This window comes from Burkholderia cepacia (genome assembly GCF_029962485.1).
Taxonomy (GTDB): Bacteria; Pseudomonadota; Gammaproteobacteria; order Burkholderiales; family Burkholderiaceae; genus Burkholderia.
The window spans coordinates 83,216-107,113 of sequence record NZ_CP073638.1; the positions used below are offsets into that span (position 1 = coordinate 83,216).

23 protein-coding genes are annotated in these 23,898 nt (G+C 67.9%); 15 read left to right on the forward strand and 8 right to left on the reverse strand.

Features of this window, described 5'->3' with window-relative positions; genetic code table 11:
- Positions 1-85: 85 nt before the first annotated feature.
- From KEC55_RS16945 to KEC55_RS16955, 3 genes are all read right to left on the reverse strand, one after another.
- Entirely contained in the window at positions 86-775 is a 690-nt protein-coding gene (locus KEC55_RS16945) for a DUF4286 family protein (RefSeq protein WP_282508938.1), read from the reverse strand.
- 99 nt (positions 776-874) lie between these two features.
- Complete coding sequence (locus KEC55_RS16950) at positions 875-1,918, reverse strand: LysR family transcriptional regulator (RefSeq protein ID WP_282508939.1); 1,044 nt, start codon at positions 1,916-1,918, stop codon at positions 875-877.
- 184 nt (positions 1,919-2,102) lie between these two features.
- A complete protein-coding gene (locus KEC55_RS16955) occupies positions 2,103-2,894 on the reverse strand; it encodes an SDR family NAD(P)-dependent oxidoreductase (RefSeq protein ID WP_282508940.1) in 792 nt (263 codons plus the stop codon).
- 399 nt (positions 2,895-3,293) lie between these two features.
- Here KEC55_RS16955 and ypfJ point away from each other — a divergent pair, with 399 nt between their 5' ends.
- The 12 genes from ypfJ to KEC55_RS17015 all read left to right on the forward strand — a co-directional run bounded on the left by ypfJ (position 3,294) and on the right by KEC55_RS17015 (position 16,447).
- Complete coding sequence (gene ypfJ / locus KEC55_RS16960) at positions 3,294-4,175, forward strand: KPN_02809 family neutral zinc metallopeptidase (protein WP_282511493.1); 882 nt, start codon at positions 3,294-3,296, stop codon at positions 4,173-4,175.
- Between the two features lie 164 nt (positions 4,176-4,339).
- Entirely contained in the window at positions 4,340-5,068 is a 729-nt protein-coding gene (locus KEC55_RS16965; RefSeq protein ID WP_282508941.1) for a helix-turn-helix transcriptional regulator, read from the forward strand.
- Between the two features lie 78 nt (positions 5,069-5,146).
- Positions 5,147-5,344: a hypothetical protein gene (locus KEC55_RS16970; RefSeq protein WP_282508942.1), complete on the forward strand. Its 198-nt coding sequence runs from the start codon at positions 5,147-5,149 to the stop codon at positions 5,342-5,344.
- Positions 5,345-5,579: 235 nt separating this feature from the next.
- Complete coding sequence (locus KEC55_RS16975) at positions 5,580-7,082, forward strand: aldehyde dehydrogenase family protein (protein ID WP_282508943.1); 1,503 nt, start codon at positions 5,580-5,582, stop codon at positions 7,080-7,082.
- A gap of 70 nt (positions 7,083-7,152) precedes the next feature.
- The gene (locus KEC55_RS16980) at positions 7,153-8,493 is read left to right on the forward strand and encodes an aspartate aminotransferase family protein (RefSeq protein ID WP_011354541.1); all 1,341 of its coding nucleotides are present in this window, start codon (positions 7,153-7,155) and stop codon (positions 8,491-8,493) included.
- Between the two features lie 247 nt (positions 8,494-8,740).
- Positions 8,741-10,243, forward strand: coding sequence for an APC family permease (locus KEC55_RS16985; RefSeq protein WP_282508944.1), 1,503 nt, complete (start codon positions 8,741-8,743; stop codon positions 10,241-10,243).
- Complete coding sequence (locus KEC55_RS16990; protein WP_282508945.1) at positions 10,240-10,827, forward strand: DUF3156 family protein; 588 nt, start codon at positions 10,240-10,242, stop codon at positions 10,825-10,827. The genes KEC55_RS16985 and KEC55_RS16990 overlap by 4 nt, the downstream gene beginning before the upstream one ends.
- Before the next feature lie 63 nt (positions 10,828-10,890).
- Positions 10,891-11,829, forward strand: coding sequence for a helix-turn-helix domain-containing protein (locus KEC55_RS16995; RefSeq protein WP_174952483.1), 939 nt, complete (start codon positions 10,891-10,893; stop codon positions 11,827-11,829).
- 166 nt (positions 11,830-11,995) lie between these two features.
- The gene (locus tag KEC55_RS17000) at positions 11,996-13,204 is read left to right on the forward strand and encodes a porin (RefSeq protein WP_282508946.1); all 1,209 of its coding nucleotides are present in this window, start codon (positions 11,996-11,998) and stop codon (positions 13,202-13,204) included.
- A gap of 243 nt (positions 13,205-13,447) precedes the next feature.
- Positions 13,448-14,686, forward strand: coding sequence for an ABC transporter substrate-binding protein (locus KEC55_RS17005; protein WP_282508947.1), 1,239 nt, complete (start codon positions 13,448-13,450; stop codon positions 14,684-14,686).
- A gap of 34 nt (positions 14,687-14,720) precedes the next feature.
- Positions 14,721-15,590 (forward strand): carbohydrate ABC transporter permease, encoded by an 870-nt coding sequence (locus KEC55_RS17010; RefSeq protein ID WP_282508948.1) that lies wholly within the window; start codon positions 14,721-14,723, stop codon positions 15,588-15,590.
- Complete coding sequence (locus tag KEC55_RS17015) at positions 15,587-16,447, forward strand: carbohydrate ABC transporter permease (protein ID WP_176049878.1); 861 nt, start codon at positions 15,587-15,589, stop codon at positions 16,445-16,447. The genes KEC55_RS17010 and KEC55_RS17015 overlap by 4 nt, the downstream gene beginning before the upstream one ends.
- A gap of 32 nt (positions 16,448-16,479) precedes the next feature.
- Here KEC55_RS17015 and KEC55_RS17020 read toward each other — a convergent pair whose 3' ends face one another.
- Complete coding sequence (locus KEC55_RS17020; RefSeq protein ID WP_282508949.1) at positions 16,480-17,502, reverse strand: LacI family DNA-binding transcriptional regulator; 1,023 nt, start codon at positions 17,500-17,502, stop codon at positions 16,480-16,482.
- Between the two features lie 6 nt (positions 17,503-17,508).
- Between KEC55_RS17020 and KEC55_RS17025 the strand changes: the two genes are divergently transcribed.
- The gene (locus KEC55_RS17025) at positions 17,509-18,429 is read left to right on the forward strand and encodes a phosphatidylinositol-specific phospholipase C (RefSeq protein ID WP_282508950.1); all 921 of its coding nucleotides are present in this window, start codon (positions 17,509-17,511) and stop codon (positions 18,427-18,429) included.
- On the opposite strand, the gene KEC55_RS17030 is transcribed toward KEC55_RS17025, so the two are convergent.
- Together KEC55_RS17030 and KEC55_RS17035 are read right to left on the reverse strand one after the other, a co-directional pair.
- On the reverse strand, positions 18,430-19,386 hold the full coding sequence (locus KEC55_RS17030; protein WP_282508951.1) for an alpha/beta hydrolase family protein: 957 nt from the start codon (positions 19,384-19,386) through the stop codon (positions 18,430-18,432).
- A 54-nt stretch (positions 19,387-19,440) separates the two neighbouring features.
- Entirely contained in the window at positions 19,441-20,052 is a 612-nt protein-coding gene (locus KEC55_RS17035) for a LysE family translocator (RefSeq protein ID WP_282508952.1), read from the reverse strand.
- 87 nt (positions 20,053-20,139) lie between these two features.
- On the opposite strand from KEC55_RS17035, the gene KEC55_RS17040 reads away from it, so the two are divergent.
- The gene (locus KEC55_RS17040) at positions 20,140-20,667 is read left to right on the forward strand and encodes a GNAT family N-acetyltransferase (protein WP_282508953.1); all 528 of its coding nucleotides are present in this window, start codon (positions 20,140-20,142) and stop codon (positions 20,665-20,667) included.
- 18 nt (positions 20,668-20,685) lie between these two features.
- On the opposite strand, the gene KEC55_RS17045 is transcribed toward KEC55_RS17040, so the two are convergent.
- Positions 20,686-21,747 carry an alkene reductase gene (locus tag KEC55_RS17045; RefSeq protein WP_282508954.1) on the reverse strand — a complete coding sequence of 354 codons (1,062 nt, stop codon included), beginning with the start codon at positions 21,745-21,747 and terminating at the stop codon, positions 20,686-20,688.
- Positions 21,748-21,828: 81 nt separating this feature from the next.
- On the reverse strand, positions 21,829-22,137 hold the full coding sequence (locus KEC55_RS17050) for an ArsR/SmtB family transcription factor (protein WP_006496873.1): 309 nt from the start codon (positions 22,135-22,137) through the stop codon (positions 21,829-21,831).
- 576 nt (positions 22,138-22,713) lie between these two features.
- Between KEC55_RS17050 and KEC55_RS17055 the strand changes: the two genes are divergently transcribed.
- On the forward strand, positions 22,714-23,835 hold the full coding sequence (locus KEC55_RS17055) for a polyamine ABC transporter substrate-binding protein (RefSeq protein ID WP_282508955.1): 1,122 nt from the start codon (positions 22,714-22,716) through the stop codon (positions 23,833-23,835).
- Positions 23,836-23,898 lie beyond the last annotated feature (63 nt).

Genomic DNA, 23,898 nt, shown 5'->3' on the forward strand with positions numbered 1-23,898 from the left:
ACGGGAGGAAGCACACGGCCGGCGTGCCGGCTGTGTGCGAGTGCGGTACGGCGGGCGCCGGTGTTCGGCGTTTGGCGTTCGACGTTCAGGCAGGCAATGCGGCGGCGGTAGCCGGATCGGCTTCGGCGTCGCGGTACGTCACCTGCAGCGGCGCGGCGGCGCGCCACAGCAGGTCGAACGTACGGACGTCGTCGTGCCCGGCGAGCACGGCGGCCACACGGCGCGTCGTGGCGGCATCGCTGCCCTCGACCAGCACGAGCGCGTCGGCGGCCGGGCGGGCGGCCGCATCGGCGCCGATCGGCGCGGACAGGTCGGGCGTGGTGCGGAAGAGTCGTGCGGCATGGATGCCCGGTTCGTGCAGGGCGTCGTCGAATCGCTCGCGCAGTTGCGGCACGTCGATGCGCTCCGGCGGCAGCACGAACAGCGCGAGGTGCGCGCCTTCACCGTCGCCGGCCTCGATCGTCAGTTCGCCGACGCGCCGCTGCGTGCCCGTCATGCGTTCGAAGTTCGCGAGCGACCACGCGGTCTGCTGCGTGAACGCGCGCCGGTACGCATCGCCGCGGAATACGTCGAGCGCGTCCGTCACGTACAGCGCGAGGTACTTGCGCGGGCCGCTGTCGGTCGCGCGAAAGCGCCGCGCATGCGTGAAGCCCGGAATCGCGACACGTTCCTGCATGTGCTCGCGGTCGTACCACGCGTTGAAATCGGCTTCGTGCGCGGGGTCGATATCCGTCCAGACGCAAAGCTGGCCGTGCGGAAGGGGAAGGCGGGTCATCGCGGGGTTCCTCGTGACGGGGGTGTCAGGAACCGCAGTTTCCCGAAGACGGGCCGCGCCCGTCCAACAAGAAAACAAATTCGCGGTGAACAGGTTTTCTTATGAGCGGCGCGGGCGGCGTTTCGCGGCCGCGGTGGCCGGTGCGGCTTTCGGCGTGCGCGTCGTTTTTGCCGGCGTATTCGTTTTCGTCCTGGTCGCCTTTCGAGCGGGCGTTGCGTCGACCCGATCGGGCGCGACCGGTGCGGCCGGCTTCGCGTGGCTGGCGGCGGCCGTCATTGCGCGTGCGACTTCGCTCGCGAGTTCCGCGATGCGCGCGGCCACCGGCAACCCCTGGCTGCGGTACGTCGCGACGAGCGGCAGCGCGGGGAATTCGGGTTCGACGTCGAGCAGTTCGAGCGCGCCTTCGTGCAACTCGCGCCCGATGATCGCGGGCGGCAGTGCGGCCACGCCGAAGCCGTCGGCGACGAGGCGGATCATCGCGGCGACCGACGTGATGCAGTTGATGCTGGCCGGCCGCTCGACGGCCGCGAACAGCCGCTCGATCGTCGCGTGCGGCCCCGAGTGGCGCGAGAAGCTGATGATCGGAAACTCGGCCAGGCGTGCGACGTCGAGCGGCTGGCCGCCGAGCCCGAGGCGCGGGCTGGCGGCCCAGCGCACCGGGAATTCGCACAGCGGCAGGTTCGTGAAGTCGGGGCCCGGCACCGGGTCGGTCTGCAGGATCAGGTCGACGCCGTCGGTGCTGAGCAAACGGATCAGGTGCAGCGTCGTGTCGCTCGTGATCTCGACGTCGAGGCGCGGATAGCGCTCGCGCAGTTGCGCCATCAGCGCGGGGAACCAGCTGTGCACGATCGATTCGATCACGCCGATGCGAATCAGGCCCGCGTCGCTCGCCGCATCGATGTCGCGGCGCATTTCGCCGTCGAGCCGCACGATCCGCTCCGCGTACGCGAGCATGCGCCGGCCCGCGGGCGTGAGTGTGGCCGAGCGCGTGTTGCGGTCGAACAGGCGGACGTCGAACGCCTCCTCGAGCGACGCGATGCGGCTCGATACGGCGGCCTGCGTCGTGTGCAGCTTTTCGGCCGTGAGCCGGAAGTTTTCCAGCTTCGCGAGCCAGACGAAGGTTTCAAGAAACCGGATGTTCATCGATGTCCGAACTGTGAGGCGGCGCCGGGTGGGGCGGCGGGATCGGTCGATGGTAGCGGATTTTCAGCGCGGGGAAACGGGTGGGCGGCGCGGCGAGTGCGTCGCGGCGGGTACAGGCGCCCGCGGCCCGGTGCCGGCGCACTGCCCGCCGCGGCGTGTCACGCGGCTGGCGGGCCGATATGCGTCAAAGCCGGTCGAACGCGAGCGTCGGCACGTCGACGACCATCGCGCCGCCGTCGGCGACGAGCGTCGCGCCGGTCACGAACGACGCATCCGGCGACGCGAGGAACGCGCAGACGGCCGCGATTTCGTCCGGTTCGGCCGCGCGCCGCAGCGGCACGTCGGCGCTGACGCGTGCGTATGCACCATCGAGCGTGTCGCCATGGGCGGCCATCAGCGGTTCCATTTCGGCATCGGCCATCGGCGTGCGGACCCAGCCCGGGCACACGGCGTTCGCGCGCACGCCGTGCGGGCCGTAGTCGCGTGCCAGCGAACGCGCGAGCCCGAGCAGCGCATGCTTGCCGACCGTGTAGCCGCATACGCCGGGCCCGGCCGCGAGCGCCGCGATCGACGCGACCAGCACGATGCTGCCGCGCTGCGCGATCAGGTCGGGCAGGCACGCGCGCGCACTGACAAACGCGGTGTCGAGGTTCGCGTGCATCGCGTTGCGCCACTGCGCGTCGTCGGTTTCGTCCGCGCGGCCGACGCCGTGGCCGCCCGCGCACGTAACGAGCGCGTCGACGCGGCCGAAGCGTTCGGCGATGCGCGGCAGGAACCCGGCCCAGTCGGCGGTGCTCGCGGCGTCGCCCGCGAGGACGAGGCCGCCGGTTTCGGCGGCCAGTGCGTCGAGCGGCGCCTGACGGCGCCCGATCAGCACGACGCGGTCGCCGCGGCTGGCGAAGCGGCGCGCGCACGCGGCGCCGATGCCGGTGCCCGCGCCGGTGATCGCGATCGTGCGGGGTTGCGGGTGCGTCATGTCGTTCTCCGGAAAGGTGTCGTTACCGGCCACTTTAGGCGGCGCCGGCGCGCGACGGTATCGGCCGAAAGGATGAACGGGGGTCGTCCGGACGGCCGGGGCGGTCATGGCCCATTTTGCAAAGGCTGACGATGTGCGGCGCCGAATCGCTCTATCCTCCACATTTTTGCGACAATTCACGAAAGCCCGGCAAAATAGCGCGGGCGAGCGCGCGCATCGACGCGCGGCGGGCCGGTCGCGCCGATTCCGTCGTGCGAGCGGGGCGGGCGGCCGGATCGGCACGAGCGTGCATCCGATGCGCAGGTATCGCGTCCGCCGATGGATCGTGTCGCCGCCGCGTATCGCCCGGTTGCGCGCTGGCGCGGCCGGACCATCGACAAGAACAGGGAGGGGCCGGCAATGAGGCTGGACGACGAAAGAGAAAGCATGAACGTCGAGGATCGCCGCGGTGCCGGCGGTTTCGGCGGCGGGCGCGGTGCGACGATCGGCATCGGCACGATCGTGGTCGCGCTGGCCGCGTCGTATTTCTTCGGGATCGATCCGCGCGTGGTGCTCGAGGGCGCGTCGGCGCTGCAGGGCCGCCAGCAGCAGGCGCAACCCGTGCCGGCGCAACGCCAGGGCGCGGCGACAAACGATCCGGGCGCGGTGTTCACGCGCAAGGTGCTCGCCAACATCGAGGACACGTGGACGGGTGTCTTCTCGACCCAACTGCACGCGCAGTATCAGGCGCCGAAGCTCGTGATGTTCACGAACTCGACGCCGACCGCCTGCGGCACGGGCCAGACGGCGATGGGGCCGTTCTATTGCCCGGCCGACCGCAAGGTGTATATCGACCTCGGTTTCTACGACGAACTGCGCAAGCGTTTCGGCGCGGGCGGCGATTTCGCGCAGGCCTACGTGATCGCGCACGAAGTCGGCCATCACGTGCAGAACCTGCTCGGCATCTCCGACAAGGTCGACGCGGCGCGCCGGCGGTCGAGCCAGGCGCGCTCGAACGCGTTGTCGGTGCGGATGGAACTGCAGGCCGACTGCTTCGCCGGCGTGTGGGCGAACAACGCGCAGCGCGCCAACCAGAGGCTGATGGAGCCGGGCGATTTCGAGCAGGGGCTCAAGGCGGCGGCGGCCATCGGCGACGATCGGCTGCAGCAGCAAGGGCAGGGCTACGTCGTACCGGAAAGCTTCACGCACGGCACCAGCGACCAGCGCGTGTACTGGTTGCGGCGCGGGATGGAGTCGGGCGAGGTGAGCGCCTGCGACACGTTCGCCGCGAACGCGCGCTGAAAGACGGCGCGCGCACCGTCGCGCGCCCGTATCGTCCCGGCTGAACCGGCCGCCGCGGGCGGACCGGGACGATTTGCCGATTTGTGCTCACCGGCGCTTTTCGGCGCCGGTAGGCTGGCCCGGACTTCGTTACGCGATCCGTTCGCCCGCCAGCCGACTCCATCATGCCGACCCTCTCCGTTCCCGCCGACCAGGACGCCGCCGACTGGCAGCGCGCGCTGCGTGCATGCGTGGATGCGTTCGACGCGTTCGCGAGCCCGTCCGCGATCGTGTTTTATCGGCTCGACCAGAGCGGCGAACCGGCCGATTTCGAGCTGTTCGGGATGCCGGAATCGATGCACCGCACCTATGTCGCGCGCTACCGGATGCTCGATCCGCTGCATCCGTCACGCTGCGCGGCGGGCGACTGCGCGGTCGTGACGCTTGCCTCCCAATTGCCTGACGAAAGACGCGAGGCGTCCGCGTACTGGACCCGTTTCCTGCGGCGGCACGACGTGGCCGACGTCGTCGAAATCTGGCTGCGCGACGCGGGCCGCACGGTCGGTGCGTTCTCGCTGTTGCGTTTCGGGAAGGGGGACGCGAGCGGCAACAGCACGGCAGGGCGGTTCGCGCCCGGTGAAGTCGACGCGCTCGCGCGGTTGCAGCCGGTGGCCGAAGCCGCGCTGAGCCCGCTGCTGCGCGCGCGGCGCGGGATCCACCGGATCGGCTGCGAAGAGCGCCTGACTTATCGTGAGGAGCAGATCGCGCGCCTCGTGCGCGACGGCCGCTCGAACAAGGAGATCGCGCGCGATCTCGCGCTCGGTCAACCGACGATCAAGACCCACCTGATGCGTATGTATCGCAAGCTCGGCGTGTCGAACCGCACGGAGCTGGTCGGGGCTTTGTTCTTGTAATTGTTCCGCTCGCTGGCCCTTGAGATCGTGCAGTACCATGCGCGATCGTCGTTTCCATAACAACCAAGGGACCGAAAAATGGACGTCGCGATCATTGCCGCTTCGCTTGTGGTCATCGCCTTGAGCCTTGCGCTGCCGATTTTCATCATCAGAACGGCCAGAAGCGGGACGTACGATTCGCTGTACTTCCTGATCCCGCTTGCGCTCGGTGTTTACTGGCTGGATTACCAGGCATACGACTTCCTCGCATCGATGGCGCACGGTTTCAGAAACTAGCCATTCGACGACCGGACTCGCAGTCAGGTAGCTGGACAGCGGTTGTCCGGGCCGATATCGGCCCGGTTTCCGGCCTCGCCCCGCCAGACGTCCCCGCGGGGTTCGAACCCGCCACCTTCCCCCCCACGCGCTGCCAATTTGCGCTCACCGGGCGTGATCCCTCGTCGATACAGTGGTTCGACGCCCGCGTGCCTCACCGGCACGCGGTCCAGCCACGACAATCCTCGAGACGCCCATGAGCAACACGAACTTCGTCGCCGTCAGCGACACCGTGCGCACTTTCGTTGCGCGCGATTTCGGCCTCTTCATCGACGGTGAAATGCAGCCCGCGCACGCGGCTGCGCGGCTCGACGTGTACGACCCCGCCACGGGCGAGCGGCTCGCAACGGTCGCGGATGCCGACGCACACGACGTCGACCGCGCGGTCGCCAGCGCGAAGCACGCGTTCGACACGCGCGTGTGGAGCGGCCTGCGCCCGGCCGACCGCGAACGCATCCTGCTGAAACTCGCCGACCTGATCGAAGGCGACGCCGAAACGCTCGCGCAGCTCGAAACGCTGAACCAGGGCAAGTCGATCCACGTGTCGCGCGCGATCGAAGTTGGCGCGAGCGTCGAATACGTGCGCTACATGGCCGGCTGGGCGACCAAGATCACCGGCCAGACGCTCGACGTGTCGATCCCGTTCCCGCCCGGCGCGCGCTATACGGCCTATACGCGCAAGGAGCCCGTCGGCGTGGTTGCCGCGATCGTGCCGTGGAATTTCCCGCTGATGATCGCGGTGTGGAAGCTGATTCCCGCGCTCGCGGCCGGCTGCACGATCGTGTTGAAACCGTCGCCGGAAACGCCGCTCACCGCGCTGCGCCTCGCCGAACTCGCACGCGAAGCCGGTGTGCCGCCCGGCGTGTTCAACGTCGTCACGGGCGGCCGCGTCTGTGGCTCGGCGCTCGCGAGCCACCCGTCGATCGCGAAGATCTCGTTCACGGGCTCGACCGCGACCGGCAAGCTGGTCGGCGCGGCGGCCGTGCAGAACATGACGCGCTTCTCGCTTGAGCTCGGCGGCAAGAACCCGATCGTGATGCTCGATGACGTCGACGTCGCGCAAGCGCTCGACGGCGTCGCGGCCGGCGCGTTCTTCAACCAGGGCCAGGTGTGCGCGGCCGCGTCGCGCATCTATGTGCACCGCAGCAAGTTCGCGCAGCTGGCCGACGGCCTCGCGGGCGTCGCGCAATCGATGAAGCTCGGCGCGGGCCTCGACACGACCGCGCAGATCAACCCGCTGGTATCCGCGCACCATCGCGACAAGGTCGTTCAGCACATCGAAGGCGCGCGCCGCGCGGGCCTCACGTTCCTCGCGGGCGGCACGCCGGCCGACGACCTGCCCGGTTACTACGTGAAGCCGGCCGTGATCGCCGATCCGCATCCGGACAGCGCGATCGTACGCGACGAGGTGTTCGGACCGGTGATCGTCGTCGTGCCGTTCGACGACGCGGCCGAGGCCGTGCGTCTCGCGAATGCGTCGCCGTACGGCCTCGCCGCGAGCATCTGGAGCAACGACCTGAAGCGCGTGATGAACCTCGTGCCGCAGATCGAGGCCGGCACCGTGTGGGTGAACTGCCATATCCCGCTCGATCCGTCGATGCCGTTCGGCGGCTACAAGCAATCGGGCATCGGCCGCGAATTCGGCCAGTACGCGATCGAAGGCTTCACCGAAACCAAATCCGTCTGCATCGCGCACTGACGCGCGGCATCAACCTCGAACCCTGAACCCGAACGACCCAAGTTCAAACGATCCGACAGTGGAGACTGCAATGAGCTACAACGAAGCGAAATTCTGGCATCCGATGGTGCACCCGAACGAGATGAAGCAGCGCAAGCCGATCCGCATCGTGCGCGGCGACGGCTGCTACGTGTTCGACGAAGAGGGCCGCAAGCTCGTCGACGGCGTCGCGGGCCTGTGGAACGTGAACGTCGGCCATAACCGCCAGGAAGTGAAGGACGCGATCGTGCGCCAGCTCGACGAGCTCGAATACTTCCAGCTGTTCGACGGCATTTCGCATCCGCGCGCGGAAGAACTGTCGAAGAAGGTGATCGACATGCTCGAACCGGAAGGGATGCGCCGCGTGCTGTACAGCTCGGGCGGCTCGGATTCGATCGAGACCGCGCTGAAGATCGCGCGCCAGTACTGGAAGGTGCGCGGCCAGGCCGACCGCACGAAGTTCATCTCGCTCAAGCAGGGCTACCACGGTACGCACTTCGGCGGTGCGTCGGTGAACGGCAACACGGTGTTCCGCCGCAACTACGAACCGAACCTGCCCGGCTGCTTCCACGTCGAGACGCCGTGGCTGTACCGCAATCCGTTCACGCAGGATCCCGAAGAACTCGGCCGGATCTGCGCGGAAATGCTCGAGCGCGAGATCCAGTTCCAGAGCCCCGATACGGTCGCCGCGTTCATCGCGGAGCCGATCCAGGGCGCGGGCGGCGTGATCGTGCCGCCGGCCAACTACTGGCCGCTCGTGCGCGAGGTGTGCGATCGCTACGGCGTGCTGCTGATCGCGGACGAAGTCGTGACGGGCTTCGGCCGCAGCGGCAGCATGTTCGGCAGCCGCGGCTGGGGCGTGCGCCCGGACATCATGTGTCTGGCGAAGGGGATTTCGTCGGGCTACGTGCCGCTCGGCGCGACGGTCGTGAACGCGCGGATCGAGGACGCGTTCGCCGCGAACGCCGATTTTGGCGGTGCGATCATGCACGGCTACACGTATGCGGGCCACCCGGTTGCATGCGCGGCCGCGATCGCGAGCCTCGACATCGTCGTGAAGGAAGACCTGCCGGCGAATGCGGCGAAGCAGGGCGCGTATCTGCTCGAGGCGCTGAAGCCGTTCGCGGAACGCTTCGCGGCGGTCGGCGAAGTGCGTGGCAAGGGGCTGATGCTTGCGCTCGACCTCGTCGCGAACAAGGACACGCGCGAGCCGATCGACCCGCTGTCCGGCTATGCGAACGCGGTCGCGGAAGTCGCGCGCGAGAACGGCGTGCTGGTGCGACCGGTCGGCACGAAGATCATCCTGTCGCCGCCGCTCGTGATCCAGCGCGAACAGCTCGACCGGATCGTCGACGCGCTCGCGGCCGGTTTCGAGGCCGTGCCGTTCGCATGACGCCATGACGGGGTAGTCGCACGACGGCAAACCTGGGGCGGAGCGTGTGAATGCCGCCGCGGGTTTGCCGATTTGCGCTATGACCGGATTATTTTGCCTGCGTATTTTTTCGACATCGGATCACGATGTGATCGACAGGGGACCCGGGTACCGAAGCGCTGAAGCGCCGCCCCGGGCCGACCGCAAAGCATGTGGCCTCAGCCGCCGACGAAGCGCCGGTTCAGGCCAGTCAAGGAAGGAGACAAAGATGTCGGGATGGTCAGGAGTGACCGGCGCCGCGGGCGAGTCGTCCGCAGGCTCGCCGGCGGAAGCGGGTGGCGGCATCGGGCTGAAGGCCGGTGCGGTCGGTTTTCCGACCGCGCTGGCGAGCGCCGTCGGCCTCATCATGGCGAGCCCGGTGATCCTCACCGCGACGTCGGGCTTCGGGATGGGCGGCTGGGCGTTCGCGGTCGCGATGATCATCGCGTTCGTGATGATGCAGGCGCAGGCCACCACGTTCTCCGAAGCCGCCGCGATGCTGCCGACGGCCGGCTCGGTCTACGATTACCTGTCGTGCGGGCTCGGCCGCTTCTGGGCGATCACCGGCACGATCTCCGCGTATTTCCTCGTGCACGTGTTCGCCGGTACGGCGGAAACGATCCTGAGCGGCATCATGGCGCTCGTCAACTTCGAATCGCTGAACGCGGCGTTCGAGAAGCACAACAGCTCGTGGCTCGTCGGCGTCGGCCTCGTGGTCGCGTTCGCGATCACCAACATCATCGGCATCAAGGTGTTCAGCAAGCTGGAGATCGTGCTGACGGCCGGCATGTGGCTGTCGCTGATGATCTTCGGGATCCTCGGGCTCGCGGCCGCGCCGGCCGTGCATCTCGACGGCTGGTTCGGCGGCTCGGAAGTCGGCACGTCGGTGCCGGCCGTGCTGTCGCTGGTCGGGATGGCGATGTTCATGTTCGTCGGCTGCGAGTTCGTCACGCCGCTCGCACCGGAAATGAAGTCGCCGGGCCGCACGATTCCGCGTGCGATGGCGATCGGCCTCGTCGGCGTCGCGATCTGCATGTTCCTGTACGGCGCGGCGATCCGCCGCCAGGTCGCCAACGTGCCGGTGAGCCCCGACGGTCTTACGCACCTGCTCGACACGCCGGGCGCGATTCCCGCGTTCGCGCTGCAGGTGCTGGGGCCCTTCGGCCGCATCTGGTTCGGTATCGCGTTCCTGTTCGCGGGCGCCGCGACGATCAACACGCTGATGGCCGGGCTGCCGCGCATCCTGTACGGGATGGCGATCGACGGCGCGCTGCCGCGCTGCTTCGCGTACCTGCATCCGCGCTTCAAGACGCCGGTGGTCGGCATCGTGGCGGCGGCGATCGTGCCGATCTTCCACGCGTGGCTGATCAACGGCAATCTCGACAGCATCCTGCACCTCGTGCTCGCGGCGACCTGCGCGTGGGGCACCGCATACCTGCTCGTCACGGCGTCGGTCGTGATGCTGCGCATCCGCCGCCCGGACCTGCCGCGCCCGTACCGGTCGCCGCTGTTCCCGCTGCCGCAGATCGTGTCGAGCGTCGGCATCGTGCTCGCGATCTGGTACATCACGCCGCCCGGCATGAATCCGCGCGACATCTACGTGCCGTTCGGCGCGATGCTCGGGCTCACCGCGCTGTACGCGCTGTTCTGGACGCTCGTCGTGCAGCGCCGGCATCCGTTCAAGCCGGTGCCGGTCGAGGAAGTGCTGCGCAACGAGCACGTCGCGTCGTGAGGGCCGCGCTTGCCCGCTGGCGCACCGCGCCCGACGCACCGCCGCCAGGCCATCGGCCCGGCGCGATCGCCGCGCGCGTGCTCGCCGACCTGCAGGCCGCGCGCGACGCCGACGGTGCCGGCGGCGCCACCGCGCGGCTGCCGAACGGCGTGCGCGTGAGCGTCGACGAGCGCGTCGAGCGTCAGTTCCTGATGCATACGGTCAGCGTGAAGGTGGCGGCGACCGCACACGGTCCGGCCGCGCAGGGCAGTGCCCGTGTGCGGCAGACCGGCTGGCTGCGCAGCACGGGGATCGACGCCGTGCCTGCATCGGGATGCGACCCCGTATTCGCTCGCACGCTGACCGCGCTGGTCGCCGAGCCGTCGCTGGCCGACGCGCTGCGGCCGCTGCACCTGACCGATTGCACGATCGACGCGTGCGACGGCCGCTGGACGCTCGCGATCGTGCCGTTCGGCGGCAGCGAGGTCGTGAACCGGATGCCGTCGTTCCGCCGCTACGTTCGCCTGACGGGCGAGCAGGCTGCCGCGCTGTCGGCGGCCTTGCTTGCGTTCGAAACCGCACTACGCAGGATTTTGCACGGGTAAGCTGTGGCGTTGCGCGCCGGGGGAACCCGGCGGCCGCGTTTAGGGGTTTTACCGGAGATGCCGATGCTGTTCCAGTCACGCTCACACGAAGACGTGCACGATCACGGGCTCGCGATCGCGGGCTGGCATCAGGTCTACCGCCAGATGACGCCCGGCCGCTTCAAGGGCACCGTCACGCAGGTGCTGTACGACGATTTCCACTTCTTCCGCGAAACGACCAACCGGCGCGTCGCGCAAACGGGGCTTGCGCCGGCCGGGCGCACGTCGCTCGCGGTGCCGCTGTCCGTGCCGCTCGCGGGCACCTTCCAGGGCCAGCCGATCGACGGTTATGCGCTGCTCGCGCTGCGCGCCGGCGAGGATTTCGAATTCCACACGCCGGAAGGGATGGGGCTCGTCGGGATCAGCGCGGCGTCCGACATGGTCGACGAGCTCTGCGAGGCCGAATTCGGCGCGTCCGGCGCGCGCAAGCTGCGGCATGTGACGCGGCTGTCCGACGAACAGGGCGTCGCGCTCGGCGTGCGGCTGTCGGCGCTGATCGACGAAGCGCAGCGCAATCCAGGCCACCTCGAATACGCAGCCACGCGCAAAATGTTCCGCGACGCGATGCTCGGCATGTTCCTCGACGCGCTCGAACAGGGCATCGGCGTCGAGCGCCGTGACATCACGCACGCGACCTACAGCGATATCGTGAGCCGTTGCGAGAAGCATCTGCGCGACCGGCCCGAGGAACCCGTCACCGTGCTCGAACTGTGCCGCGCGCTGCGCTGCAGCCGCCGCACGCTGCAAACGAGTTTTCAACGCGTGGCCGACGTCACGCCGGTCGGCTATCTGCGCACGATCCGGCTGAACGCGGTGCGCCGCATGCTGCGCACGACGTCGGTGCAGCAGCTCGGCGTCGGCGAGGCCGCTGCAAGCTGGGGATTCACGCATCTCGGCTATTTCGCGCGCGAGTATCGCGACCTGTTCGGCGAGCTGCCTTCCCAGACGACGCGTCCCGAATGATGCGCGCGCCCTGCGACGGCGCCGCCCTGCGCCGTTGCGGGCAGCGCATTCCACCGTTTGCCGATTTGCGATAGAGGTCCTGAATTTTCGCTGGATAGAGTCCTGTCACCCATATCGACAACACCATCGATTTGCACTGCGAATCGATGACCACAGAGGGCGGGACATGAAAATCGGACGACGACTGGCCGCAGCCGCGGCGACGCTGGGATGCATGCATGCACACGCGCAGACCTCGGGGAGCGTGACGCTGTACGGCACGGTGGATACCGGCATCATCTACTCGACGAACCAGCAGTTCACGCGCGCCGACGGCAGCACGGGCGGCGGCCATGCGTGGCAGATGGGCGGCGGCAACCTCGTACCGTCCCGCTTCGGCTTCCAGGGCGCCGAGCCGCTCGGCGGCGGGCTCGATGCGGTGTTCACGCTCGAGCAGCAGTTCCTGTCCGCGAACGGGCAGGCGCTGCAAGGCGGCACGGCGTTCAGCCGGCAGGCGTGGGTCGGGCTGCGCCAGGACGGCATCGGCACGCTCGGCCTCGGCCGTCAATACGACTCGTACACGGACATGCTCGGCGCGTACGTGTCGAGCAACAACTGGGCGACGCCGTACGGCTCGCATCTCGGCGACGTCGACAACCTGAACGCCGCGTTCAACTTCAACAACGCGGTGAAGTTCACCAGCGCCGATTTCAACGGCCTCACGTTCGGCGGCACGTTCAGCTTCGGCGGGCAGGCCGGCGACTTTTCAGCGAAGCGTGGTTATGCCGTGGCCGCGACGTACACGCGTGCGCCGGTGGCGTTCTCGGTCGGCTACCTCGACCTGCACCAGCCGCTCGACGCGGCGCTCGGCGGCGCGAGCGGCTACATCGGCGATTTCGCGTGCAGCAACCCGGGTGCGATGTACTGCCTGCTGCAGGATGCCGGCTCGATGCGCGCGTTCGGCGCGGGCGGCTCGGTCACGCTCGGCGCGGCGACGGTCGCGCTGACCTACACGCATACGCGCCTCGGCGACAGCCGCTATTTCTCGACCACGGCGCAGCCGCGCACGCAGGCGTTCACGTTCGACATCGGCGAGTTGAACGTCACGTACATGTTCACGCCCGCGCTGCAGGGCGGCGTCGCGTACATCTTCAATGCAGCGCATACCGACGGGCGCGGCACGACGCGGTTCCACCAGGTGAACGTCGGCACGAACTACAGCCTGTCGAAGCGCACCGCGCTGTATGCGGTCGCGATCGGCCAGATCGCCAGCGGGACGGGGCTCGGCACCGACGCGGACGGCAACGCGGTGAACTACGCACAGATTCCGGTGCTCGCGAACAGCAACTCGAGCCGGCAACTGGCCGTGATGGCCGGGATCCGCGTGAACTTCTGATCTGGCCGGGAAGGTCCGGCCGGGGAGGTCTGGCCGGGAAGGTCCGGCCGCGGAGGCCGGGCCGAGGCAGCCAGGCGGGCGGGGCGGCCAGGTACGGCGGCTGCCTCTCTCGCCGCGTGCCATAAATCCTTAACGATCGGCGTGAACAATGGCGTTCGCATCAGGCGGCCAGAAGCACCGCCCGCGTTGCACACGTGTGCAACGCATGGCTGTCCCGCCACCACGTCGAACGAGAGAGACCTCATGACCTTGCTGAGCCGCCTGCGCGCGCTGTCCGCCGCCCTTGCGTTGTCCTTCGCCGCCACGCACGCCGGTGCCGCGGATCTCGTCATCGCGGGCCGCGACGACATCTACGGCAAGGGGCTGGCCGACGCCGTCGCCGGCTTCAACAAGCTGCACCCGGGCACCGAGATCGAGCTGCTCAAGCTGCCGAACGCGAACCTGTACCAGAAGCTCAAGCTGTCGATGCGCGAAGGCACCGGCACGTACGACCTCGTGATGATGGACGACACGTGGGCGCCCGAATTCATCGGCAACGGCTGGTTGAAGCCGCTGCCGGCATCGCTCGCGGACGCCGATCTCGTGCCGTCCGCCGTCGCGCTCGGCCGCAACGCGGCCGGTGCGCTGTACGCGCTGCCGATCGTCGGCAACGTCGAGATGTTCGCGTACCGCAAGGACCTGCTCGCGAAGTACAAGCTGCAGCCGCCGCGCAACTGGGACGACGTGCTGAAGATCGCGCAGACCATTGGCGGCGCGGACAAGAGCATGTCGGGCGTCGTGTTTCGCGGCACCAAGGGCAACCCGGTCGTGACGGGCTTCCTGCCGATCCTGTGGGCGTACGGCGGCGACGTATTCGATCATGCCGGCAACGTGACGATCGATTCGCGCGAAGCGCAGGCCGCGCTGAAGACGTTCCTCGCGCTGAAGGCGTCCGCGCCGAAGGATGTCGACGTGTACGGCGCGGCCGAAGTGCGCGATGCGTTGCAGCGCGGCACGGCCGCGCAGTCGATCGAGGTGTGGCCGGCATGGGTGCCGGCGCTCGACGATCCGAAGCAGTCGCGCGTGGTCGGGCAGATCGCGCTGCAACCGCCGCCCGGGCAGACCGCCGGCCCGGCGCCGATGCTCGGCATCTGGCAAATGGGCATTCCGAAGGACGCGCCGCACGCGAAGCTCGCGCAGGACTTCCTGGCGTACCTGACCAACCGCGATACGCAGACGCGCCTCGCCGGTATCGGCATTCCGCCGACGCGCCGCAGCGTGTTCAACGATCCGGCGCTGGTGCGCCAGTACCGCTGGTATCCCGATCAGCTGAAGGCGCTCGAAGCCGGCCGTGCGCGGCCGCGCGTGAAGGACTGGCAGCAGGTCGAAAGCATTCTCGGCGACCAGCTGCAGCTCGCGCTGACGGGGCAGGCCGCGCCCGACGCGGCGCTGCGCCAGGCGCAGCAGAAGATCGCGCAGGCGACGGCCGCGGCCGGCAAGTGACGGCGCGCGTCAACTCGGTGGCCGGAGGTCGCGCATGAAGTCCTTTGGCCGCAGCCTGCCGTTCGTCGCGCTGCTCGGGCCCGCATTGCTGGTGCTCGCCGCGCTCGCCCTGTATCCGGTCGCACAGGTGCTGATCGATTCGTTCTGCCAGGTCGACTACTCGGCCGGGCGCCGCGCATTCACCGGGCTTGCGAACTATCGCGCGGTGCTCGGCGACGATGCGTTCACGGCCGGCTTCGGCAACACGCTGCGCTTCACGATCGTCGCGTCGCTGGCCGAAGTCGCGCTGGGCTTCGGCCTCGCGCTGCTGTTCGTGCGCGCGTTTCCGGGGCGGCGCATCGCGCTGCCGCTCGCGATCCTGCCGATGATGCTGTCCACGCTCGTGTGCTCGGCGATCTGGCGCAACTGGCTCAACTTCGACGGCTTCCTGAACGCGCTGCTCGCGGTGTTCGGCATCGACGGCGTGCGCTGGCTGTCCGATCCGCATCTCGCGCTGTGGTCGCTCGCGCTCGTCGACGTATGGCAGTGGACGCCGATGGCGTTCCTGATCGTGCTGGCCGGGTTGCAGTCGATTCCGCAGGAACTGTACGAAGCCGCACGCACCGACGGCGCGAGCGAGTGGCAGTGCCTGCGCGACATCACGCTGCCGCTCGCGGCGCCGCAGATCGGCCTCGCGCTGCTGCTGCGCTCGATCGACACGTTCAAGCTGTTCGACAAGGTCTATGCGCTGACGGGCGGCGGCCCTGGCAATGCGACGCAGACCTTGTCGACCTATATCTACGACACGGGCTTCCGCTTCTTCAATGTCGGGCCGGCGAGCGCCGCGTCGGTGCTGATGCTCGCGGCGTCCGCGGTGCTGGTTTCGGGGTACGTATGGCAGACGGTTCGCAAGCGGCGCGCATGACGGCGCATCCCGCAGGCATCACGGGCGCGCGAACGGGCGCCGCATTCGGTCGCGCGATGCCGTGGGTGTTGCGCATCGTCGCGCTCGCGCTGTTGCTGCTGCCATGCCTGTGGATGGCCGGCGCGGCTTTCATGCCGACGCTCGAACGCCTCGATCATCCGTTACGAATCTGGCCGGCCGCGCCGACGCTCGAGCATTTCGCATCGGTATGGTCCAACGGCATTGGCGCGCCGCTGTTCAATTCGCTGCTGGTCGGGTTCGGCACGACGTTGCTGGCGCTGGCGCTCGCGTTTCCGGCCGCGTATGCGCTCGTGCGGTTGCGGTTTCCCGCACGGCTCGACCTGCTGTTCCTGGTGCTCGTGCTCGCGTTGAAGCTGATGCCGCCGATCACGATCGCGGTACCGCTGTTCGCGCTCGCGAAGCGGCTGCACCTGCTTGATTCGACGCTTGGTCTGATGCTCGCGTACCAGATTTATGCGTTGCCGATGGCGATCTGGATGCTGCTCGCGTTCGTGCGCGAAGTGCCGATCGAGTACGAAGAAGCGGCGTGCATCGACGGTGCCGGGCTCGCGCGACGGCTCGTGCAGATCGTGCTGCCGCTGTGCGCGCCGGGGCTGATCGCGACCGCGATCTTCGTGTTCATCGCCGCGTGGAACGAATTCCTGATCGCGCTGCTGTTCGTGTCGACGCCGAGCCGTTTCACGCTGCCGCTCGCGATTGCCGGCTACGTGACGGAGAACGGTATCGACTGGGGCGACCTGATGAGCGCGGGGCTGATGGCGTCGCTGCCCACGCTGGCCGTGGCCGGCTATGTGCAGCGCTACCTGTTGCGCGGGTTCGCGGGCGGGCTGAAGTGACGCGCGGCCGCGCCGCGCCCGATTTCATTCCGTCACACGCAGCTGTCCCGCACCACCTGCGTGACCGGCACGACGCGCGTGCGCGACGGGCCGTCGAAGGTCTGCATGCGGTCGGCGAGCAGGTCGATCGCTGCATGCGCGAGGCCGCGCGTGTCCTGCCGCAGCGTCGTCAGCCGATACGCGTCGTACTCGGCAGCCGGGATGTCGTCGAAGCCGATCACGCACAGGTCGTCCGGCACGCGCAACCCGAATTCGCCGCGCGCGACATCGATCACGCCGAGCGCGAGCAGGTCGGACGAGCAGAACACGCCATCGGGCCGTTCGCGCGCCGCGAACAGTCGCCGCGCCGCGTCGATCCCGCTGGCATGGGTGTCGGACGGCGTGTCGATCACGTGCGCGAGCGTCGCGTCGAACGCATCGCCTTGCCCGATCGCGTGTTCGAATGCCGTGGCGCGCGACCGCGCGCTGTAGCTGGCGCCGCGCGGCCCGACGAACGCGAGCCGGCGCGCGCCGGCCCGCACGAGCCGCTGCGCCGCATGGACGGCGCCCGCCGCGTTGTCGCTGACGACGACATCGGCGCCCGGCAGGTTCGCCTCGCGGTTGATCATCACGACCGGAATCCGGTGTTCGAGATACTGCTGCGCGACCGACAGCGGCGGCGACGCGGACGTCATCACGAGCCCCGCGATCCGGTAGCTGAGCAGTTGTTCGAGCGATTGCCGGACCTGGCGCGGATCTTCCGCGTTGGTCACGAGCGGCGTGAGCGCACGCTGCCCGAGCGTGGCCATCAGGTCCGACAGCAACCGTGCGCGGAACGGGTTCTCGAACCCGGCCGTCACGACGCCGATCATGCTGCTGCGCTGCGTGATCATGTCGCGCGCGATCAGGTTGACCTGGTAGCCGAGCGCGCGCGCGGCGACCATCACGCGTTCGCGCGTCTGCGGTGCGATGCTTGCCGTCGGCGAAAATGCGCGCGACACCGCGGAGCGCGAGACACCGGCCCGCGCCGCGACATCCGACGCCGTCACCCACGGTTTTCTTTCCTTGTCATTCATCGATTCATGATCCCTTCGAGCCACGAAACGTGCATGCCGCTCGCCGACTGGATGTCGGCGCTCGACGATGCGCGGCTGCTGCATACGCTGACCCTACCGGGCAGCCATGACACCTGTGCGTATACGGTCGACGATTTGCTCGTGCGCACGCAGCGCGCGCCGCTCGACGCGCAGCTCGCGCATGGCGTGCGGCTGCTCGACATCCGCTGCCGACACGTGCGCGATGCATTCGACATCCATCACGGCGGCATTGCGCTCGGCATGACGTTCGACGACGTGCTGGCCGATTGCATGCGCTTTCTCGACGAACATCCGCGCGAATGCATCGTGATGTCGGTGAAGGATGAATGGCCGGCGCACGCGTGCACGCGCAGCTTCGACGCGACGTTCGACGCGCATCGCGCGCGGCATCCACGGCTGCGCTGGCATGCCGGCGGCACGCTGCCCGCGCTCGGCGACGTGCGCGGCGCGATCGTGCTGCTGCGGCGCTTTCGCAGCGGCCGGCCGCTCGGCATCGACCTGACCGCGTGGCCCGACAACGCGACGTTCACGATCGATCATCCCGACGGCGCGTTCGTGATCCAGGACGAATATCGCGTGCCGGTGGCTGCATCGATCGCGTGGAAGTGGCGTGCGATCGACGCGCTGCTGACGCACCTGCCATTGCCGGACAGCGGCCGCTGGGCGATCAGCTTCTGCAGCGGGACGGGGATGGGCGCGAATCCGTCGGTCGTTGCACGCGGTGACGGCAGGGTGCAGGGCATTCATGCGCGACTGGCCGAACGGTTGCGCGAGCAGCGCGGCCCGTATGGCGCGATGCTGCTCGATTTCTGCGATGACGATGATTGGGCGCTGGTGCGTGCGCTGATCGCGTGCAACGACCATGCGCCGGAGCAGGGCGTCTGGCGCAAGGCGTTTCGCTGCTAGTCAGCGCAGATTCGCGTTGAAGAACGCGAGTGCATCTGCGTCGAGTGTCTGGTGGAAGGCCACGCGATCGAAGCCCTTCGCGTCGGTGCAGATGTCGGGCGCATTGCGTGCCAGTTGCTCGGGGCATGGCGCCAGAAAGGCGAAATGCGCGGCATTCGGCACGACGTGGAATTCCGGCCGTTGCGGCAGCAGGGCGGCCAGCGCGGGCGCCATTTTCGGCTCCACGCCGTCGCCGCCTGCTTCGGATGCCCAGAGCTGAATCGGCGCATGCACGCCCTTCAGCGTGTCGGCGGTCGGGAATTCGTCGAACGGATCGGCGAGCACGTAGGCCTTGATGCGCGGATCGTGCGTCGGCGGCGCTTTCGGCAGGTCGCCGTCGTGGATTTGCCGGCAGATCGGCCAGGCCGGGTCCGGGCAGGGGATCCCCGCATGCATGAAGTCCGGGTTGGCGCCGGCCAGCACGAGGCCCGTATAGCCGCCGCGCGAGAAACCGAAGAAACCGATGCGCGCCGGATCGATGCGCGCGGCATCCGGCGCTTTGGCCAGCATGTAGTCGACCAGGCGCTTGATGTCGGCCGGACGCTCGGCGAATTCGCCCAGGTCGGCCGCGCGGCTCATGTCGGAGAACGTGTCACCCGGATGGTTGATCGCCGCGACGACGTAGCCCGCGTCGGCAAGCGTTTCGGCGAGGTCGTGGTGACCGAGGAACGTGCCGCCGTGACCGTGCGAGATCACGACGAGCGGCAGCGTGTCGCCGACGGTCGGGCAGTCGCGCCGCCCTTTCAATTCGAAAGGCCCGATCGTGAGTGTCTGCGCGGCATCCGCGCAGGGCGTCCATATGATCGCCTTCAGTTCGGGGCCGCCGGCGTCGGCAGGAATCTTGGCAAACTTGACGCCGGCCGCGTGCGCGACCGTTGCGGACAGGCAGAGCAGGACAGCCGGCAGCCAGGTTTTCATGTGCAGTCCTGAGGCAAGGGCAGCGGGCGCGCGATGTGCGCCGGAAAGGGGCGCTTACCGCGTCGCGATCGCCACCGCCGCACCGGCCATCGCCGCCGCGCTCGTGCGATTCGCCATCCGCTTCGCACGCGTCGACGTCAGGAACGCGCGTGCGCGCGACGCGAGCAGCGACCAGAAGCAGTCGGTAAGGATCAACACGGCGAGCATCGTACCGACCAGTTCGGCCCACGCAGCGATACCGACGTGGGTGAGGTCGACGATGGTCGGCAGCAACGCGAGATAGAACACCATGATCTTCGGGTTGCCGAGCGTCACGAGCATGCCGGCGACGAACATGCGCCACGGCGACTGGCCACGCGGCAGGTCGTCCGCACCCGTGTCGGTCGGCGCGGTCCACATCTTCCATGCAAGAAACAGCAGGTACGCGACGCCGAGCAGCTTCAGCACGATCAGGCCCGTCGCGAACGTGCGCGCAAACGCGGACAGCCCCGCGACCGCGAGCGTAAGCCACAGCGCTTCGCCGAGCCACATCGCCGCAAGGAACGGCAGCACGTCGCGTACGCCGTTCGTCAGCACGCGTGCGACGAGCGCTGCGACGCTCGGCCCGGGCGTGCCGGCGGTGACCAGCAGCGCGAAGGCGAAGACGGCGAGGGCGGATAGCGTCATGGCGAGCCTCGTGGGTCGGGCGTTAGAAACGTATGAAGTTTCGATTATAGTGACGGCCGTTCCAGACTGTCTGCCTGAATTGCCGTCATGACTGCATCGATCCTGATCCGTCCCGCCACGCCGGAAGACGCGGCCGCGATGGCCGCCGTGGAAGTCGCCGCCGCGCAGCGGTTTCGCGACATCGGCATGACCGACATCGCCGACGGCGAGCCAACCGATGCGGCCGCCGTGCTCGTGCGCATCGACGATGGCCGCGCGTATGTCGCGGTCGATGCGCAGGGTGCGTGCGTCGGGTTTGCGTTCTACCGGCTGCTCGATCCGCAGCGGTTGTATCTGGAGGAACTGGATGTCGCGCCGTCGCATGCCGGACAGCGGATCGGCGCGCGCCTGATCGAGCAGGTGATGGCGCGCGCGGCGCAGGAGCACGTCGAGCAGGTCGTGCTGTCGACGTTTCGCGATGCGCCGTGGAATGCGCCGTACTACGCGCGCCTCGGTTTCAGCATCGTCGACGATGCATCACTCGACGATGCGCTGCGCGCGATCCGCGCACACCACGTCGCGCTCGGTCTCGACGAAACACAGCGCGTGTTCATGCGCGCGGACGTGCGCGCCTGAACACGTGCTGCCCGGCCGTCAGGCCGCGTCGCTCAGTGCCGGGTAATCGGTGTAACCCGTTTCGCCTTCCGCATAGAACGTCTCCGGCACCGGCTTGTTGAGCGGTGCGCCGAGTTCGAGGCGGCGCGGCAGGTCCGGGTTCGCGATGAACAGCTTGCCCCACGCGATCGCGTCGGCGCTGCCGCTTGCGAGCGCGGCCTGCGCGGTGTCGAGCGTGAACTGCTCGTTCGCGATCAGCGGGCCGCCGAACGCTTCCTTCAGGCGCGGGCTCAGATGGTCACCCGAATACGATTCACGCGTGAAGATGAACGCGATCTTGCGGCGGCCGAGCTCGCGAGCGACGTAACCGAACGTTGCCGCCGGATCGGAATCGCCCATCGTGTGCGCGTCGCCGCGCGGCGCGAGGTGCACGCCGACACGGCCGGCGCCCCACACGTCGATCGCTGCGTCGACCACTTCGAGCAGCAGGCGTGCGCGGTTTTCGATCGGGCCGCCGTACGCATCGGTGCGGCGGTTGGTGCTGTCCTGCAGGAACTGGTCGAGCAGGTAGCCGTTCGCGCCGTGGATCTCGACGCCGTCGAAGCCGGCCGCCTTCGCGTTCTCGGCACCCTTGCGGTAGGCGGCGACGATGCCCGGGATCTCGTCGAGTTCGAGTGCGCGCGGCGTCACGTACGGGCGCTGCGGACGCACGAGGCTCACGTGGCCGCCTGCGGCGATCGCGCTCGGCGCGACGGGCAGGTCGCCGTTCAGGAACACCGGATCGGAGATCCGGCCCACGTGCCAGAGCTGCAGCACGATACGCCCGCCGGCCGCGTGCACGGCCTGCGTCACCTGCTTCCATCCTTCGACCTGCGCGTCGGACCAGATGCCCGGCGTGTCCGCATAGCCGACGCCCTGCGGCGTGACCGACGTTGCTTCGGTAATGATCAGGCCGGCCGATGCGCGCTCGGCGTAATAGCGCGCCATCAGTGCATTCGGCACGCGCGCCGCGCTCGCACGGGAGCGGGTGAGCGGCGCCATCACGATGCGGTTCGGCAGGGTCAGGTCGCCGAGGGTAACGGGATCGAACAGCGTAGGCATGGCAGATAACCTCTTCACGAAAGGAGGGAGCGCCGTCGCGTCATGTGCGGCGGCGCACCGCATGGCCGGTTGGGCCGTTGGCTAGAGTTCGCGGCGCAGGGCGTCGTGAAATGCGTCGATGACGGCCTCGTTGCGTTGGAAAAACGCCCACTGGCCGATCCGCGTCGACGTCACGAGCCCCGCGCGCTGCAGCGTGGCGAGGTGCGCGGAGACGGTCGACTGCGACAGCCCGCAGCGCGCATCGATCTGGCCCGCGCAGACGCCGTGTTCGTACGGCAGCGTCTGTTGCGGGAAATGCTCGCCGGGCGTTTTCAGCCAGACGAGGATCTCCCGGCGCACGGGGTTCGAGAGCGCTTTCAGGATGGCGTCGATGTCGAGTTCGGTCGGCATGGAAGGGTGTGGCGTTTCGGTCGGGCAAACGGGTATCGTCGATGGGCGAATCTTATATCGTAAATCGACGATATGCGGGAAAGCACTGCTGTCTATGGGGTTGATAGGTGCCGACGGCATGGCCGGATGCACTTGTCGGGATGCGTGAGGGAGGTTTTCGTGTCGGACCCGGATTGCGTACCGGCCGGCCGGGGTGCGTGCCGAGTGCTACCGAGATATGAGGGAAATTGATCGAATCAAGCAAAAAACATCAATTTTCACCAGGAATTGTTCTACCCACAATGGCTCACTCGTCGGCCAGGCGAGTACAGCGACACCTGACGGGCAGCGGGTTCCATTCAATCCCGTTGCCGTTCATATCATCCGATTATATAGGACTAGAAAGCAAATTGTCATCGGATTGCGATGCAAGAGAAAGCATCAAGGGAGCCCGTACGCCGCTGCGTCTTGTCGTCGGCACGGATTCGCGACTGCACGGGCAGGGACGATTCGTACGGAGTGCACCGATCGCGTTCCGGCTTCTTTCAATTTGCCGTCGACCCTCACGCCGATCCATTACCTTCAAGGAAAACAGCAATGCGCTTCTGTCATCTTCGCCAGCAGGTCGCGGGTGTTGCGCTCGTTGCAATTGCAGGACTTCTTCCATGCTGTTCGCTGCCGGCGCTCGCGGCCGCTCCCGAGCTCAACGTCTACAACTGGTCCGACTACATCGCCAGGGACACGATCCCGAACTTCGAAAAGGCGTCCGGCATTCACGTGCGATACGACAACTACGACAGCGACGACACGCTTCAGGCCAAGCTGCTGGCCGGGAGTTCGGGTTATGACATCGTGGTGCCGTCGTCGCTGTACATGGCGAGGCAGATTCAGGCCGGCATGCTGCAGAAGCTCGACAAGTCGAAAATCCCGAACCTCAGGCATCTCGACCCGGTCCTGATGAAAATGATCGCGGATGTCGACCCGGGCACGCAGTACGGCGTGCCCTGGGCGTTCGGCACGGACGGGATCGGCTACAACGTCCAGGAAGTGAAGAAAGCACTGGGCGACAACGCGCCCGTCGACAGCTGGGCGCTCGTGTACGACGTGGATAACGTGTCGAAGCTGAAGCAGTGCGGCGTGTCGTTCCTGGATCAGGCCGCCGATGCGTTCGCGAGCGCGTTGCAGTACCTGCACAAGGATCCGAACAGCGCGAATCCCGCCGACTATCAGGCTGCCTTCGATTTGCTGAAGAAGGTGCGCCCGTACATCACCCAGTTCAACTCGTCGGGCTACATCAACGACCTCGCCAACAACGATGTCTGCGTCGCGATCGGCTGGTCGGGTGACGTGGGTATCGCGCGGCGGCGCGCGGCAGATGCGAAGCGGTCCTACGAAATCCGTTTCTCGAACGTCAAGGAAGGCGGCCTGATGTGGTTCGACATGATGGCGATTCCGAAGGATGCGCCCCATCCCGAAGCAGCCATGAAGTGGATCGACTATATCGAAGACCCGAAGGTCAATGCGGCGATCACCAACGAAGTGTTTTATCCGAGCGCAAACCGCGCTGCCCGAGCGCTCGTCGACGCCGTCGTGTCACGGGATCCGAGTGTGTATCCGCCCGACGACGTGCTGCGCAAGATGACGCTGATGAAGCCGGTGCCGATCGAAATCGTCCGTCTCGAGAACCGCCTCTGGGCGCAACTGAAGGCCGGACGCTGACGGCGTCGCACAGCGCGGCTGCGGCAAGCGCCGCTTGCCGTGCGCACTGAAACCGCAGTCACG